Source organism: Geothrix terrae, from assembly GCF_022808775.1.
GTDB classification, from domain to species: domain Bacteria; phylum Acidobacteriota; class Holophagae; order Holophagales; family Holophagaceae; genus Geothrix; species Geothrix terrae.
In genome coordinates, this window is sequence record NZ_JAKZLA010000001.1 from 457,500 (window position 1) to 472,031 (window position 14,532).

The window sequence follows — 14,532 nt, forward strand, 5'->3', positions numbered from 1 at the left end:
CCGCCCCGGGTCCTCGTTCCGGTCCGTGCCGGAGGCGTCCCCGGTGCGAGCCCATCCACCTGGTACCCCCCATCCACCTGGTACCCATTGATCGACCTCCACTGCCATACCCTCCATTCAGACGGCACTGATACGCCAGAGCGCTTGGCGCTGCTTGGCGAGGAAGCCGGGCTGACGGCCCTCTGCCTCACGGACCACGACACCCTGGGCGGCATCCCGGAGTTCCTGGCCATGCAGCCGAAGGTGAAGGTGCGCCTCCTGGTGGGCACCGAGCTGAGCTGTCGCTTCCTGGGCCGTTCCCTGCACGTGCTCGGTCTCCTGGTGGATCCCGCCGACGCCCGATTCCAGGACCGCCTGGACGAGCTAAGGCTGCGCCGGGATGATCGCAATCGCCGCATGCTCACCCGCCTGGCCGAGCTGGGCTGCCACATCACCTACGAAGATGTCCAGGCCCAGGCCGAGACCCCCCTCATCTCCCGGGTCCATTTCGCCAAGGCCCTCGCGGCCCGGGGCTTCGTCAAGCGGGCGCCCGAGGCCTTCGAGCGTCTCATCGGAGACGACTGCCCCGGCTTTGTGCCGCGGGAGGAACTGAGCCCCGCGGAGGCGGCGCGCTGGATCCGCGAAGCCGGCGGCGTGCCCGTCGTGGCCCATCCGGGACGCTTCGCGGGCGGCTCCTTCCGCTGGGACGAGGCCATGAAGGATCTCCAGCACGAAGGGATGGAGGGCCTGGAGGGCTACTACGGCGAATACCGGGCGGCGGAGCAGAAGCACTTCGTGGCCTTGGCGGCGCGCCTGGGCATGGTGGTCACCGGTGGCAGCGACTACCACGGCGCCAACAAGCCGGGCCTGCGCCTGGGCGCGGGCCGGGGCGGCCTCAAAGTGCCGGACAGCCTTCTGGACGACCTGGAAAGACAGCAAAAAGACGGAACTTACCACTGATTGCCGATAGGCTGGTGCAAACGAGGCAGCCATGGCAGAGCGAATCCTCCTGGTGGAGGACGACCCGATCAACATCAAGTTCATCCAGACCGTGCTGATCAAGAAGGGCGGTTACGAGGTGCTGGTGTCGGAGGAAGTTGATGAGATCCTCCGGCTCGCCCGGGAGGCCGACCTGAAGGCCATCATCATGGACGTGAGCCTTTCCCGCTCGAGCTACCAGGGCCAGAAGGTGGACGGGATCTTCATCACCAAGCTGCTCAAGGGGGACGAGGCCACCCGCCGGATTCCCGTGCTGCTGGCTACCGCCCACGCCATGTTCGGTGACCGGGAGAAGTACCTGGAGCTGACTGGCGCAGAAGGCTACATCTCGAAGCCGATCCACGATCCCGCGGCCCTCATCGAGGCGGTGAAATCCGTCGCCGGAGCCTGAAGGTGGCTGCGAAACCCGTGCCCTACACCGCCTTCCGCCTGCTGGTGGAATATGACGGCAGCCGCTTCCACGGCTGGCAGAAGCAAGGCCCCAAGCAGACCCGCGAAGGCGTCCGCACCGTGGCGGGCAGCCTGGAGCATGCGATCCACGAAGCGGGCCTGCGCCTCGTCTACCTGGGCGGCGCTGGGCGCACGGACGCCGGCGTGCACGCCCTGGGCCAGGTCGCTCACCTGCACCTGGAGACCAAGGGCGCGCCGAGGCCCGGCGAGCTGCGCCGGATCTTCGACGCCACCCTCCCCCAGGACATCGCCATCCGCGACGTCCGGTCCTGCGCACCGCGCTTCCACGCCAGGTTCGACGCCGTCGACCGCACCTACCTCTACCAGATCAGCCGACGGCGCAGCGCCTTCGGCAAGCCCTGGATCTGGTGGGTGAAGCGCAGCCTGGACCTGGACCGGCTGCGGAAGACCTGGACCGCCTTCGAGGGCGACCAGGATCTGGGCTCCTTCGCGGACCTGGACGCCGAGGAGGATGGGCTGAGCCGGATCCTCCGCTGCGAGGTCGCCGAATCCGGATCCCTCATACTGCTGCGGGTCCGAGCCACCCACTTCTTCCGCCGCCAGGTGCGGCGCATGGTCGGCGCCGCGGTGGCCTGCGCCCTGGGCGAGGAAGAGCCCCGCCGTGTGCTGGAGGACCTTCATGCGCCCACCGAGGCGGCGAACCTGTACTGGGCGGCCAAGGCGGCTCCGGCCTCCGGCCTGTTCCTGGAGTCCGTGCGCTATCCCGGGGATCCCGAACCCGCGCTGCCCAGCCCGGCCATCCCCATCTCCTGAGGCCCGTGATGCTCACCCGCGATGAAGCCTGGACCCTGCTCTGCCAGTGGACGCCCTCCGAGAAGCTGCGGACCCATGCCCGGGCCGTGGAGCTGGTGATGCGCGACCTCGCCGAGAAGCTGGGAGAGGACGCCGGGCGCTTCGGCCTGGCGGGCCTGCTGCACGACGCGGACTACGACAGTTGGCCGGAGGAGCACCCCAAGCGCATCGTCGCCTGGCTCCGAGAGCGGGGCGAGACGGAGCTGGCCCACGCCATCAGCGCCCACTACACCCGCTGGAACGTCCCCTACGACCACCTGCTGGATAAAGCCCTGCTGGCCTCGGACGAGATCACGGGCTTCGTCATGGCCTGCGCCCTGGTGCGCCCCACCCGCACCGAGGGCCTGGAGCCGAAGAGCGTGAAGAAGAAGCTCAAGGACAAGGCCTTCGCCGCGGGCGTGGACCGCTTCGAGGTCGCTGAGGGCTTCCGCATGCTCCTGGAGGCCGTGGGAGGCACCGAAGATGAGCACCTGGCCCGCATCATCGCCGTGCTGCACGAGAACCGAGCGGAATTGGGCCTGGCCTAGCGGACAAATGCCTCGCCCAGGGTCTCGGCGATCCGCCGCCGCCGGAGGATGAGCGTCCGGAGGTATTCTTGCCTCTCCAGAAGGGCCGCCCGGCGGGCCTGGGCTTCCGGGCCCTCCTGAGGCGTCGAGAGGGCCTCCACCTCCGCCCGTGCCCGGGCCTCGGCGGCAGCCACGCGGATGACGCGGATCTCGCGTTTCGCGGCGGGAGCCCCCCAGTTGTTCTCGGTCCACAGGGGCTCGAAGGAGGCTTCGGCCAGGGCCACGTGCGGCCGCCCATCCAGGTCCCGGCGCTGCTCGAAGATGGCCTGGAGCGCCGCGCCATCGCGACTATCGCCCCCCGCCACCGGGAACAGGTCGGCCCGGTACATGCGGTCCTGGTTGCTGATGAAGTTGCCCAGGGAATAGGCCACCAGGGCCTTGCGGCCACCTGCCTCCAGAATTTCCGCGGGCTGCAGGACGTGGGGATGGTGGCCCAGCACCAGGTCGCAGCCGGCTTCCACCAGCCGCCGGGCGATGTCCCGCTGGCGCTTCGTAGGCTGGCGCTGGTACTCGTTGCCCCAGTGGACGCTCACCACCACCAGGTCCGCCCGGGAGCGCGCGTCCCGCACGGCGGCCACCGCGGGTTCCAGGTCCAGGGGGCGCACCCAAGGCTCGGTGGCCTTGCGGTCGAGGTTCACATTGAAGATGTCCGTGAAGCCGAGGAAGGCCACCTTGAGGCCCTGCCGCTCCAGGATCTGGAGCGCCTCCGCCTTGGGCCGGTCCTCCCCGCTGCCCACCGCGAGCAATTGCTCGGCCCTCAGGCGGTCCAGGGTCTCGCGAACGCCCTTCGCCCCCTGATCGAAGGCATGGTTGTTGGCCGTGGAGAGCACGGTGAATCCGCTTGCCCGAAGGGCGCCCGGCAGGACCGCCGGGGCATTGAACTGGAAGGGCACGCCGGGACGGCCGGTGGTGGGCGCCACGGGCGTCTCCAGATTGCCGAAGGCCAGGTCCGCGCCACGGAAGAGGGGCACGAGATCCGCCCAGAGCGCCGGAAAACCCTGGGGGGCATGCTCGGCGGAGGCCTTGACGTCCTGGTGCATGAGGATGTCGCCCACGGCCACCAGGCGGAGGCGCGGCGGCGGAGATGGCGGCGGGGGCGTGCGGCGGGAACGGCAGCCCACCAGGGTGCCCAGCCCCGCCGCCAGGATCGCGGCGGCGAATGGCCATCGGGAGCGCATCAGCCCCAGGCCTCCGGCCCGTAGTAGACCTCGATCGGCAGGCTGGGCAGCCGGGTGCCCACCTGCGCCGCGAGGTCGTCCATCTCCTGCCGGGACAGCGGGCGGGCCTCGGCTTCCGGCGTGGGCCGGGCCACCGTGTAGAGCTGGATGGCCCGGAGCCGGCCGCCCTGGGCCAGGATGGCCTCGAGCCGGTCGCAGTAGGCCGCCACCTCGGCGGCGGAGGGCCCCTGCCCCTTCCAGCTGAGGAAGAGGGTCTGGATGAGGATGGGCCAGCGCCGCGCCGTGGCCAGGAGGTTGTCGAGGATCTTCTGGAAGGGCACCTGGCTGCGGCAGATCTCGCGGTAGAAGGCCTCGGTGCCTGCGTCGAGCTTGGCCCAGATCTCACCCTGGTTCGCCATGAGCGTCTCCAGACCCTTCACCACCTCGGGGGCCTGCAGACGGCTGGAATCCGTGATGAGCACGAGCTTCACCAGGTCGAGGCCGCGATGCTTCTTGAGGCTGGCGACCCTCGCCACCACATCGGCGAACTCGCGGGCCGTGGTGGGTTCGCCGTCGCCGCTGAAGGCGATGTCGTTGAGCCGCCGCTGTTCGGGGCGGGCCGAATCGAAGGGCGGGATTCCGTAGATCTCGCCGCTGGTGGCCAGATCCAGCAGCAGGCCCAGCTCCTTGTCCAGCAGGTCCAGATCCAGATCCTTCCGCTTGGCGGGCGTGAGGCGGTCCACCTCGCAGTAGACGCAATTGAAGTTGCAGACCTTGTCCGGGTTCAGGTTCACGCCCAGGCTCACCCCGCGGCTCCGGCGTGAAATCACAGGGTAGCAATAGTCGAAATCCCGCCAGACGCGGCGGTGATCCAGATGGGCCTTGATGAGATCCGTCATGCCACCAGGATACGCCCTTCAGGCCTGGCCGCTCCGCGCCCGGTGGGCCTCCGCCGCGGCCTGGACCGCCTCGGGTTTCCATAGGATGGGCTCGGGATGCTGCCCTTCGTCCACGGCCACCATGACGAATTCGCCGCTGGTGACGGCCCGCCGGGCATCAGACACCGGCTGGTAGACCTGCACTTCGATCTGGAGCGTCATGCTGGTGCGCCCCTGACGGGCGACCGCCACGTAGAACTCGATGATCTCCCCGGCCCGCACGGGGCTGTGGAAGACCAGCTCGGAGACCTTGAGGGTGAGGAACCGTCGGTTCCGGGACATGAGCGAGGCGGTGATCCCCGCCACCTTGTCCATGCGGGACATCATGTCCCCGCCGAAGAGGGTGGCGTTGAGTCCGATGTCCTGGTCCAGGACCATCTCTCTGGATATCAGCACGAGCCCTCCGTCCCCAGCATAGCGGCGCTACCAGGCTCTGGAGGCGACGAGGATGGCCGTGACCAGCCCACCCAGGGCCAGGATGGCGGACAGGAGGCGCGGGCCCGCCAGCCGGGTCCAGAGCAGCGTCCCGCTCAAGGCAAGGAAGACCAGGGCTCCCGCGAAGCAGTCCGTGAGCAGGATCCAGCCGGCCTGCCCGGCCTCGGCCTTGTGCAGCCGCTGGAGGGTCTCGACGACGTTCGCATCGCTCCGCTCCACCTCCACGGTCCGGTTGCCCGGCAGGTAGATGGCGCGGGAAAAGTGGGCGTGGCCTCCCACTTGGATCAGCCACTGGGCGGAGGCTTTCACGTCCTGGCCGCCGAATCGCGCGGATTTGGGAGGCAGCACCCGCGACCGGATGCGGCTCATGGGCACCCCGAACCGGGTGGCGAGGATGCCCGCCAGATCCTCGATGGTCGCCGGCGGCTGATCCAACTCAAGCTGCACCTTGTGAGCCTCCACCTGCCCCGCCTCGATCTTCATGACGGCGCGGTGGTTCTGGAGGAACCCAGTCAATCCGAACAGCAGGCCGAAGGCCGCTCCGCTCAGGCCCACCCAGGCATGGAAGCGCCGGAGATGGCGCAGGAATGCGCTCCGGCGGGGTTCGGATCGGGAACCAGAATTGGGCGTCATGACAGTCATCATGAAGCCTCCGGCCCCGCCCCGTGAAGGCGCAAAAACAGGGCGGCCCCGGTGGGGCCGCCCTGTTCCGGTCGTGGGCGAGCGGCTACTTCAGCCGCTCGGCCAGGGCCTTGCCCATGTCGGCGGGGCTCTGCACGACGGTGATGCCGGCGGCGGTGAGGGCCTTCATCTTCTCGGCGGCGGTGCCCTTGCCTCCGGAGATGATGGCGCCCGCATGGCCCATGCGGCGGCCCGGAGGGGCCGTCTGGCCGGCGATGAAGGCCACCACGGGCTTCTTCATGTTCGCCTTGACCCAGGCAGCGGCGTCTTCCTCGGCGCTGCCGCCGATCTCGCCGATCATGATGACGGCGTGGGTGTCGGGGTCGTTGTTGAACATCTCCAGCGCGTCGATGTGGCTGGTGCCGCTGACCGGATCGCCGCCGATGCCGATGCACGTGCTCTGGCCGATGCCGAGGGCGGTGAGCTGACCCACGGCCTCATAGGTGAGGGTGCCGGAGCGGCTGACCACGCCCACGTTCCCCTGCTTGTGGATGCGGCCGGGCATGATGCCGATCTTGGCCAGGCCGGGGCTGATGATGCCCGGGCAGTTGGGGCCGATGAGCCGGCTCTTGGGATAGTTGGGAAGCACCCGCTTGACCTTGACCATGTCGAGGACGGGGATGCCCTCGGTGATGCAGACGACCAGCTCGATGCCCGCGTCGAGGGCTTCGAGGATGGCATCCGCCGCGGCCACGGGGGGGACGAAGATCATGGTGGCGTTGGCGCCGGTCTTGGCCACGGCATCCTTGACGGTGTTGAAGACGGGGAAGCCTTCGATCTCGGTGCCGCCTTTGCCGGGAGTCACGCCGCCGACCACGTTCGTGCCGTAGTCACGGCAGCCCTTGGCGTGGAAGAGGCCTTCGCGGCCCGTGATGCCCTGGACGATGAGCTTGGTGTGGTTGCCCACGAGAACAGCCATGTCATACCTCTCGAAAATGTGATTCCGGGTTCCGTGGATGGACTACTTGATCGAAGCCACGACCTTTTCGGCGGCGTCCTTCAGGTCGGCTCCGACGATGAGGTTCAGGCCGCTTTCCGCCAGGATCCTCTTGCCCTCCTCGACATTGGTGCCCTCCAGGCGGACGACCACCGGCACCTTGATGCCGATCTCCTTGGCCGCATTCACGATGCCCGAGGCCACGATGTCGCAGCGCATGATGCCGCCGAAGATGTTCACCAGCACGGCCTTCACGGCCTTGTCCTGGAGGATGATGCGGAAGGCGTTCTTCACCGCGTCCTCGGTGGCGCTGCCGCCCACATCGAGGAAGTTGGCCGGGGAGCTGCCGCAGTACTTGATGATGTCCATGGTGGCCATGGCCAGGCCCGCGCCGTTCACCATGCAGCCGATGCTGCCGTCGAGCTTGATGAAGTTCAGGTTGTACTTGCTGGCTTCCACTTCCTCTTCCGCCTCTTCGTTGAGGTCGCGGTAGGCCAGGACATCCGGGTGGCGGACGAGGCCGTTGTCATCGAAGCCGATCTTGGCGTCCAGGGCGGTCACGTCGCCCTGCTTGGTGACGACCAGCGGATTGATCTCCACCATGGAGCAGTCCTTCTCCACGAAGAGCCGGTACAGGTTCTGCAGGAAGACCACGCCCTTCTTGAAGGCATCGCCCTCGAGGCCGAGGGCGAAGGCCACCTGGCGGGCCTGGAAGCCGCTGAGGCCCAGGGCCGGGTCGATGGCGACTTTGACGATCTTCTCGGGGGTCTTCTCGGCCACTTCTTCGATTTCCACGCCGCCTTCGGTGGAGGCGAGGATGGTGACCCGGCTGGTGACGCGGTCCACCAGGAAGCTCAGGTAGAGCTCGCGCTCGATGTCGATGGGCTTGGAGATGAACACCGTGCGGACCTTGCGGCCCTCGGCGCCAGTCTGCTTGGTGACGAGCTGCATGCCGATCATGGCCTTGAACAGCTCGGCGGCCTTGTCGGGATCCGTCGCGAACTTCACACCGCCGCCCTTGCCACGGCCGCCCGCGTGGATCTGCGCCTTGACGACACTGGCCCCGCCGAACTCCTTCGTGATCATGCGGGCTTCTTCAGCGTCCTGGGCGACCTTCCCGTCGGGCGTGGCCACCTTGTACTGCCGCAGCAGCTCTTTGGCTTGGTATTCGTGGATATTCATGCTCACTCCCGAAAAGGTCGCCTTCCAGTCTACCGCCCGGGCCGGCGCGGCCGAACCCTGAAGGCTGTGACTCGTGGCATCCTTTTAAGCAGGAGCTGTACATGCCCCAGATCGACCGGCTGTTGTCCCACGTCATCGCTCGCGGAGGCGGCCGCCTCCACCTGGTGGCCGACCAGAAACCCCGCCTCGAGCTCAAGAGCGGCGAGGCCATGGATCTCCTGCCCAACCCCCTCCCCGCGCTGATGGTGGAGGTGCTGGCCGGCGAGGTGGTTCCCGGTGACCTCAAAGCCTCCTGGCAGATGGAAGGAAAGGCCCAGTTCCAGCACGAGCTGGACGGTCAGATCTTCGGAATCCGGCTGGATCGGGAAGGTGGGATCCCGGTCCTCATCGCGGAGTGGCAGGGGCCGGTGCCTCCCCGTCCGGCCGCCCCCCCGCCTGCTCCGACGGCCTCACCCTTGCGGTCCGAGCGGAGTCAGGGCCATCCCCTGGCGGAACGTTTGTTCTCGGCGCTTCTCTCGAAGCAGGGCTCCGACCTCCACTGCACGTCCATGGAACCCCCCCTGGTCCGCGTCCACGGGGACATGAGGGAAATCGAGGGTTTCGATCGCCTGGAACCCGCCACCCTGCTGGAGATGATGGAGGCCCTGGCCACTCCAGCGGCCTGGCATCACTTCCAGGAACACCACGACGCGGATTTCGCGTACGCCTACGAGGCGGGCGGCTGCCGCCTGCGCGTGAACTACTTCATGGATCGCGTCGGCCCCGGCCTGGTCTGCCGGGTCATCCCGAACCAGCTCCCCGACCCCGACAAGCTGGGCCTGCCCGATCCCGTGCGGCGCCTCTGCGACCTCTCCAAGGGCCTGGTGCTGGTGACCGGCCCCACGGGCAGCGGCAAGTCCACCACCCTGGCGGCCATCATCGACCTGGCCAACCAGAAGCGCCATGACCACATCCTCACCATCGAGGACCCCATCGAGTTCGTGCATCCCCGCAAGGGCTGCCTCGTGAACCAGCGCGAGGTGGGCACCCACACGGACAGCTTCAAGAACGGCCTCCGCGCCGCCCTCCGCGAAGATCCCGACATCATCCTCGTGGGCGAGATGCGCGATCTCGAGACCATCGCCATCGCCCTGGAGACCGCCATCACGGGCCACCTGGTCTTCGGCACCCTGCATACCAGCAGCGCCATCGGCACCATCGACCGCATTGTGGACCAGTTCCCCGCGGACCGGCAGCAGCAGATCCGCGTGATGCTGGCAGACGCCCTCAAATGCGTGATCAGCCAGAACCTGCTCAAGAAGATCGGTGGCGGCCGCCTGGCGGCCCTGGAAACCCTCTTCATCACCCCCGCCATCGCCAACCTCATGCGGGAAGGCAAGAATTTCCAGATCCCCAGCGCCATGCAGACGGGCCGCAGCTACGGTCAGAAGCTCATGAACGATTCTCTGGTGGAACTCATCAAGGATAAGAAGGTGGAGCCCATGGAGGCCTACCTCAAATGCCCCGACAAGGAGAGCTTCATCGCGGCCTGCAAACGGGCCGGGATCCCGTTCGATCTGCGGCTGGGGGAAGTTGATGGCTAGAACCCTCCCCTTGCGCGGCTGAACCCGCATCCCATGCTGGATACCACCTGCGGGTGGGGGTGCGTGTGTCCATCCACCCCGGCCTCCGGTTTCCGATCCCGCCGATGGAGACACGCCAAAAGTCTCCTCTATTCATAATGATGCATCCAGCAAGCCTGGACCCGCACGGCATGACATCTGTCCTGGAGGTGGAACATGACCCTGCACCTGGGCAAGTCCCCCCGGTCATATGGATCGGCCGCCATAAAGGGATCCCTGCTCCATCCGAAAGCGCGAAGGGGGTTGGCGGTGGTCGCGGTCCTGCCCTTCCTGAACCCGCGACCGGATGGCGTCGACGACCATCTCGGCGAAGGCACCGCCGATGAGGTGCTTCAGGGCCTCAACCGGATCGAAGGTCTCCAGGTCCTGTCCAGGACCACCTCCTTCCGGTATGGAGACTCACCCTTCTCGCCCGCGGAGGTGGGTCGGCGGCTGCACGCCACCGCCATCCTGGCGGGCACGCTCATGCAAGAAGGGGCCCTCCTGACCCTGAACACGACCTTGGTGGATGTGAAATCGGGCAAGGTGGCCTGGGCCAAGCCCTATGTCTTCAGCCGCCCGGAACTCTTCGCCACCCTCGACGATGTCATCCGGTGCGTGGCCTCGGCCCTGCATGTTCCCGCCCCTGGGCATACCAGGCACACGGTGGGACTGGACGCCTATGACTACTACCTGAGGGGCCGCCAGTACTATTTCCGCTTCAGCCGGCAGGGCATGGGCTTCGCGGCCCAGATGTTCAGGCATTCCCTGGACCTGGACCCGGCCTTCCCTTCCGCCTGGGCAGGCCTGGCCAACTGCGCGGCCTACAGTTACATCTACCTCGATCGCGCCGAGACGCAGAGGGAACTGGCAGAGTCATGCAGCCGGAAGGCCCTGGAACTGGATCCCGGCCTGGCTGAGGCCCACGCCTCCCGGGGAGTGGCTCTCTCCGCGGCGGGCCTAGCCGATGAAGCGGAGGAAGCCTTCGAGACCGCCCTCCGGCTGGATCCCAACCTCTACGAGGCCGCCTATTTCTACGCGCGCCACTGTTTCGCCACCGGCAAGCCGGAGCGGGCCATCGAGTTCTTCGAATGGGCGGCGGCTCTCCGCCCGGAGGATTTCCAGGCGATCCTGCTCGTGGCGCAGGTCTACCACAGCCTGGGCCTGGAGGATGAGGCGGAACGCGCCCGCAGGGCCGGCCTCGCCTTAGTGGATGAGCGCCTGGAGCGGGTGCCCGACGATGTGCGGGCCCGCTACCTGGGGGCCAACGCCCTGGTGGCGCTGGGCGATCGGGAGAAAGGCCTGGCCTGGGCCCGGATGGCCCGGAGCCTGGACCCCGACGATCCCATGCTCCTCTACAACCTGGGCTGCATCCACGCCCTGGCTGGCGCCCCGGAGGAGAGCCTGGACTGCCTTGAACGCGCGGTGGCCGGCGGCCTGACCCAGAAGGGCTGGTTCCTCCACGACGGCGACCTGGATTCCGTCCGGTCGCACCCGCGGTTCCAGGATCTGATGGTCCGCCTCGGAGACTGAGGGCGGAACCTCACATGCTCCGCGACAGAAGGGCCTCGGGAATCTCCCGCAGCAGGCCTCCTGTGGCGTCATCCCCCTTCACGGCCGACACCTGGACGACGGCGTTCCGGGAGGCCTTGAGCGCCAGCTCCCTCGTTTCGGAGAGTGCGTCATGCCGCGCGATGAGATCCCTGAGCCGGGCCTCCTCGTCAGGCGGGATGGGCACTTCCTCGCCCCGGTCCCAGATGGTCCGGACCAGGGACCGGGCCTCGTCCGGGGCCTTCTCCAGCAGGGTGAGCATGGGCAGCGTGAGCTTGCCCTCGCGCAGGTCGCTGAAGGCCGGCTTGCCCAGCTGCTCGCTGGTGGCGGTGTAGTCCAGGAGGTCATCCACCAGCTGGAAGGCCCGGCCCACTTCCAGCCCGTACTGGCGCATGGCGACGCATTCCTCCTGGCTCCGGCCCGTGAGGACGGCACCCGTCTCCGTGCAACCGCTGAACAGCAAGGCGGTCTTCCGCTCCTGGATGTCGAAGTAGTCCTTCCGGCTGGTGTCCAGCTTGAAGAGGACGTCGTTCTGGATGAGCTCGCCCTCGATCATGCGGGTGGTGACCTCCGCGAAGATCTCCATCATCCGCCAGCTGCGGCCCGCGATGGCCTCGTTCATGGCCACCAGGTAGAGCAGATCGCCGAACAATACCGTCAGCGTGTTGCCCCAGAGGCGGTTGAGGGTGGGCATGCCCCGCCGGAGCTGGGCGTGGTCGATGACGTCGTCATGCACCAGGGTGGCCGTGTGGATCAGCTCGAAGACCGCGCCGAAGCGCACGTCCTCGTCGTTGGGCACCCCGCAGAACCGGGACGACAGCATCACGAGAGCCGGTCGCAGGCGCTTCCCCTGCCCGCCACGCACATGGTCGGCCAGCTTCTGGACCACCTCCACGTCGCTCTGGAGGATGCGCTGGAGCTCCGCCTCCACGCCCGCCAGCTTGGGGGCGATGGGGAGGAAGTAGCGGGAGAGGTCGAGTCGGCTCAACGAAGAACTCCTAGCCCCGGTAGTTGGTGAACTGCAGGTCCAATCCCTGATCATCCTTCTTGAAGAGGGCGATGACTTCCTGCAGGTCGTCCCGGCTCTTCCCGCTCACCCGGAGCTGGTCACCCTGGATGCTGGCCTGGACCTTGATCTTCGAATCCTTCAGCGCCTTGATGAGCCCCTTGGCCTTCTCCACGGGTATGCCCTGCTGGATGGTGACCTCCTGGCGGACGCTGCCTTTGGCGGCGGGCTCGATCTTGCCGTAGACCATGCTGCGGATGCTCACGCCCCGCTTGTGGAGCTTGGTCTGGAGCACGTCGATGACGGCCTTGAGCTTCACCTCGTCATCGCTGGTGAGCACCAGCACCTTGTCATCCTTCAGCTCGATCTTCGACACCGAGCCCTTGAAGTCGTAGCGCTGGCCGATCTCCTTCATGGCCTGGGACACGGCGTTCTTCACCTCGTCCAGGTCCACCTTGCACACCACGTCGAAAGAGCATTCGCTGGCCATGGGCACTCCTCATCTGGATACACCTTTCAGACTAGCGCTTCGCCTTGACTTAGGAAAAGGCCGAGACAGGATTAACAGGATGAAAAGCCGGATTAACAGGGTGGGTGCGGTGTTGTACCCCGCTTGAACCCTGTTAATCCTTAATCCTGTCTCCGCGGTTGGCTTGGGTTCTCCAGCCGCTCCTGCAGCTCGGACCAGCCGTCCCACAGGCTCAGGAGCTGGAAAGCGGCCAGGACCAGGGCGTGGTGGACCTCGCCGCGGGCCATGCGGGCGCGCCACTCAGGCCAGGCGCAGGCCCAGACCTGCAGTTCCTCGGCGGGATCCAGCGCCAGGGCTCCCTCCGGGTCGCAGTCCACGGCCAGGAAGGTGTGGCAGCGATTGTTCTGGGTGGCCGGATTCGGAGTGCACGAGCCCAGGGATACCCAGTGGTCGGATCGGAATCCCGTCTCTTCCCGCAGCTCCCGCCGGGCCGCCGACTCCGGGGCTTCGCCCGCGTCACAGCCCCCGCCCGGGATCTCCAACGTCGAGGCATCGATGCCGTGCCGGAACTGCTCCACCACCAGCAGGTCGCCCTCCCGTGTGAAGGCCACCACGTTCACCCAGTCCGGGCCCTGCAGGCGGTAGAACGCGTGCTGCCGCCCCGTGTGGGGGCTGCGCCGCTGGGCCACGATCTGCTTGAAGAGCCGCGAATCCTGACGCACGCTCTCGGACTCCTGAGTCCAGGCCGTGTTCGGATCGAATCCCTCCGGATGGCGGTGCAGCAGCCGCATCAGTACCTCGGCACGGAAGGATCCATGCGGCTGTAGGCGTCGATGCCTCCGGCCAGGTGCGCGATGTCCGTGAAGCCTGCTCCATGCAGGAACCGGAGCGCGTGGAGGCTGCGGGAGCCGTGGTGGCAGTAGGCGGCCACGGGGCGGGACGGATCCAGCTCACCTACGCGACTCGCCAGCTCGCCAAGCGGGATGAGGATGGCGCCCGGAAGGTGGGCCAGGTCGTATTCCCACCGCTCGCGCACATCGAGGCGCTGCACCGCCTCAGAAAGGTCCCGGTAGGTCTCGGGGGAAAGGTGGATGCCCTGCTCAAACACGAGGATGATCTCCATGGTCCAGCACACGGCTGAAGATGTGGTGGGTGATGACGTCCAGCGCCGTGCGGTTCTCCACCCCCGTCGGGACGATGAGGTCCGCCCAGCGCTTGCTCGGTTCCACGAACTCCAGGTGCATGGGGCGCACGCTCTGTTCGTACTGATCCATGACGCTCTCTAGGCTGCGACCCCGCTCCTTCGTGTCCCGCCGGATGCGGCGGAGGATGCGGATGTCGGCGTCCGTGTCCACGAACACCTTCATGTCCAGCTGGTCGCGCAATTCCGGCAGGGCGAAGAGCAGCAGGCCTTCCAGGATGACCACCTGCCCCGGCGGAAGCGGGTCGCCCCAGCCGGTCCGGTCGGAGATGGTGAAATCATAGGTCGGCTTGCGGATGCTCTCCCCGCGGCGCAGGGCGGCCAGGTGCGCGGCCATGAGCTCCAGGTCGAAGGCGTGGGGGTGGTCCCAGTTCACGGGCAGGCCGTCGAAGCGGGATTTCACCAGTTCCAGCGGGGCGTAGTAGGCATCCATGTCCAGCAGGAGGGTGACCACCGACCGGCGCTTCAGTCGCTTCACCAGTTCCACCGCCACGGACGTCTTCCCGCTGCCCGAGCCTCCCACGATGCCCACCAGCATCGGCCTGTCGATCATGTGTCCCCCAATCC

General features: G+C 67.3%; 17 protein-coding genes. 6 read left to right on the plus strand and 11 right to left on the minus strand.

Annotated features, from left to right (window positions below; genetic code table 11):
* Positions 1-87: 87 nt before the first annotated feature.
* From MLE42_RS02155 to MLE42_RS02170, 4 genes are read left to right on the plus strand one after another with little or no spacing between them, the layout of a single operon-like run.
* Positions 88-939 (plus strand): PHP domain-containing protein, encoded by an 852-nt coding sequence (locus MLE42_RS02155; RefSeq protein ID WP_275975638.1) that lies wholly within the window; start codon positions 88-90, stop codon positions 937-939.
* A gap of 31 nt (positions 940-970) precedes the next feature.
* Positions 971-1,369 (plus strand): response regulator, encoded by a 399-nt coding sequence (locus MLE42_RS02160; protein ID WP_243286229.1) that lies wholly within the window; start codon positions 971-973, stop codon positions 1,367-1,369.
* Between the two features lie 2 nt (positions 1,370-1,371).
* The gene (locus MLE42_RS02165; protein WP_243286230.1) at positions 1,372-2,202 is read left to right on the plus strand and encodes a tRNA pseudouridine synthase A; all 831 of its coding nucleotides are present in this window, start codon (positions 1,372-1,374) and stop codon (positions 2,200-2,202) included.
* 8 nt (positions 2,203-2,210) lie between these two features.
* Positions 2,211-2,768 (plus strand): HD domain-containing protein, encoded by a 558-nt coding sequence (locus tag MLE42_RS02170; protein ID WP_243286231.1) that lies wholly within the window; start codon positions 2,211-2,213, stop codon positions 2,766-2,768.
* On the opposite strand, the gene MLE42_RS02175 is transcribed toward MLE42_RS02170, so the two are convergent.
* The 6 genes from MLE42_RS02175 to sucC all read right to left on the minus strand — a co-directional run bounded on the left by MLE42_RS02175 (position 2,765) and on the right by sucC (position 8,137).
* Entirely contained in the window at positions 2,765-3,985 is a 1,221-nt protein-coding gene (locus MLE42_RS02175) for a CapA family protein (protein ID WP_243286232.1), read from the minus strand. The two genes, MLE42_RS02170 and MLE42_RS02175, sit on opposite strands and share 4 nt — an antisense overlap.
* A complete protein-coding gene (locus MLE42_RS02180; RefSeq protein ID WP_243286233.1) occupies positions 3,985-4,863 on the minus strand; it encodes a radical SAM protein in 879 nt (292 codons plus the stop codon). The genes MLE42_RS02175 and MLE42_RS02180 overlap by 1 nt, the downstream gene beginning before the upstream one ends.
* An 18-nt stretch (positions 4,864-4,881) precedes the next feature.
* Positions 4,882-5,298, minus strand: a complete 417-nt coding sequence (locus tag MLE42_RS02185; RefSeq protein WP_243286234.1) for an acyl-CoA thioesterase — start codon at positions 5,296-5,298, stop codon at positions 4,882-4,884.
* A gap of 27 nt (positions 5,299-5,325) precedes the next feature.
* On the minus strand, positions 5,326-5,982 hold the full coding sequence (locus MLE42_RS02190) for a PepSY-associated TM helix domain-containing protein (RefSeq protein WP_243286235.1): 657 nt from the start codon (positions 5,980-5,982) through the stop codon (positions 5,326-5,328).
* Positions 5,983-6,064: 82 nt separating this feature from the next.
* The gene (sucD, locus tag MLE42_RS02195; protein ID WP_243286236.1) at positions 6,065-6,937 is read right to left on the minus strand and encodes a succinate--CoA ligase subunit alpha; all 873 of its coding nucleotides are present in this window, start codon (positions 6,935-6,937) and stop codon (positions 6,065-6,067) included.
* A gap of 42 nt (positions 6,938-6,979) precedes the next feature.
* A complete protein-coding gene (gene sucC / locus MLE42_RS02200; protein WP_243286237.1) occupies positions 6,980-8,137 on the minus strand; it encodes an ADP-forming succinate--CoA ligase subunit beta in 1,158 nt (385 codons plus the stop codon).
* A gap of 101 nt (positions 8,138-8,238) precedes the next feature.
* On the opposite strand from sucC, the gene MLE42_RS02205 reads away from it, so the two are divergent.
* The gene (locus MLE42_RS02205) at positions 8,239-9,720 is read left to right on the plus strand and encodes a type IV pilus twitching motility protein PilT (RefSeq protein ID WP_243286238.1); all 1,482 of its coding nucleotides are present in this window, start codon (positions 8,239-8,241) and stop codon (positions 9,718-9,720) included.
* Between the two features lie 195 nt (positions 9,721-9,915).
* Positions 9,916-11,271, plus strand: coding sequence for a TPR end-of-group domain-containing protein (locus tag MLE42_RS15970; protein WP_275975639.1), 1,356 nt, complete (start codon positions 9,916-9,918; stop codon positions 11,269-11,271).
* 10 nt (positions 11,272-11,281) lie between these two features.
* Here MLE42_RS15970 and MLE42_RS02215 read toward each other — a convergent pair whose 3' ends face one another.
* From MLE42_RS02215 to udk, 5 genes are all read right to left on the minus strand, one after another.
* On the minus strand, positions 11,282-12,277 hold the full coding sequence (locus MLE42_RS02215) for a polyprenyl synthetase family protein (RefSeq protein ID WP_243286239.1): 996 nt from the start codon (positions 12,275-12,277) through the stop codon (positions 11,282-11,284).
* 10 nt (positions 12,278-12,287) lie between these two features.
* Positions 12,288-12,785, minus strand: coding sequence for a YajQ family cyclic di-GMP-binding protein (locus tag MLE42_RS02220; RefSeq protein ID WP_243286240.1), 498 nt, complete (start codon positions 12,783-12,785; stop codon positions 12,288-12,290).
* 140 nt (positions 12,786-12,925) lie between these two features.
* On the minus strand, positions 12,926-13,555 hold the full coding sequence (locus MLE42_RS02225; RefSeq protein ID WP_243286241.1) for an NUDIX hydrolase: 630 nt from the start codon (positions 13,553-13,555) through the stop codon (positions 12,926-12,928).
* Complete coding sequence (locus MLE42_RS02230) at positions 13,555-13,887, minus strand: rhodanese-like domain-containing protein (RefSeq protein ID WP_243286242.1); 333 nt, start codon at positions 13,885-13,887, stop codon at positions 13,555-13,557. Before MLE42_RS02230 ends, MLE42_RS02225 begins: the two co-directional genes overlap by 1 nt.
* Complete coding sequence (gene udk, locus MLE42_RS02235) at positions 13,865-14,518, minus strand: uridine kinase (RefSeq protein ID WP_243286243.1); 654 nt, start codon at positions 14,516-14,518, stop codon at positions 13,865-13,867. The genes MLE42_RS02230 and udk overlap by 23 nt, the downstream gene beginning before the upstream one ends.
* Positions 14,519-14,532 lie beyond the last annotated feature (14 nt).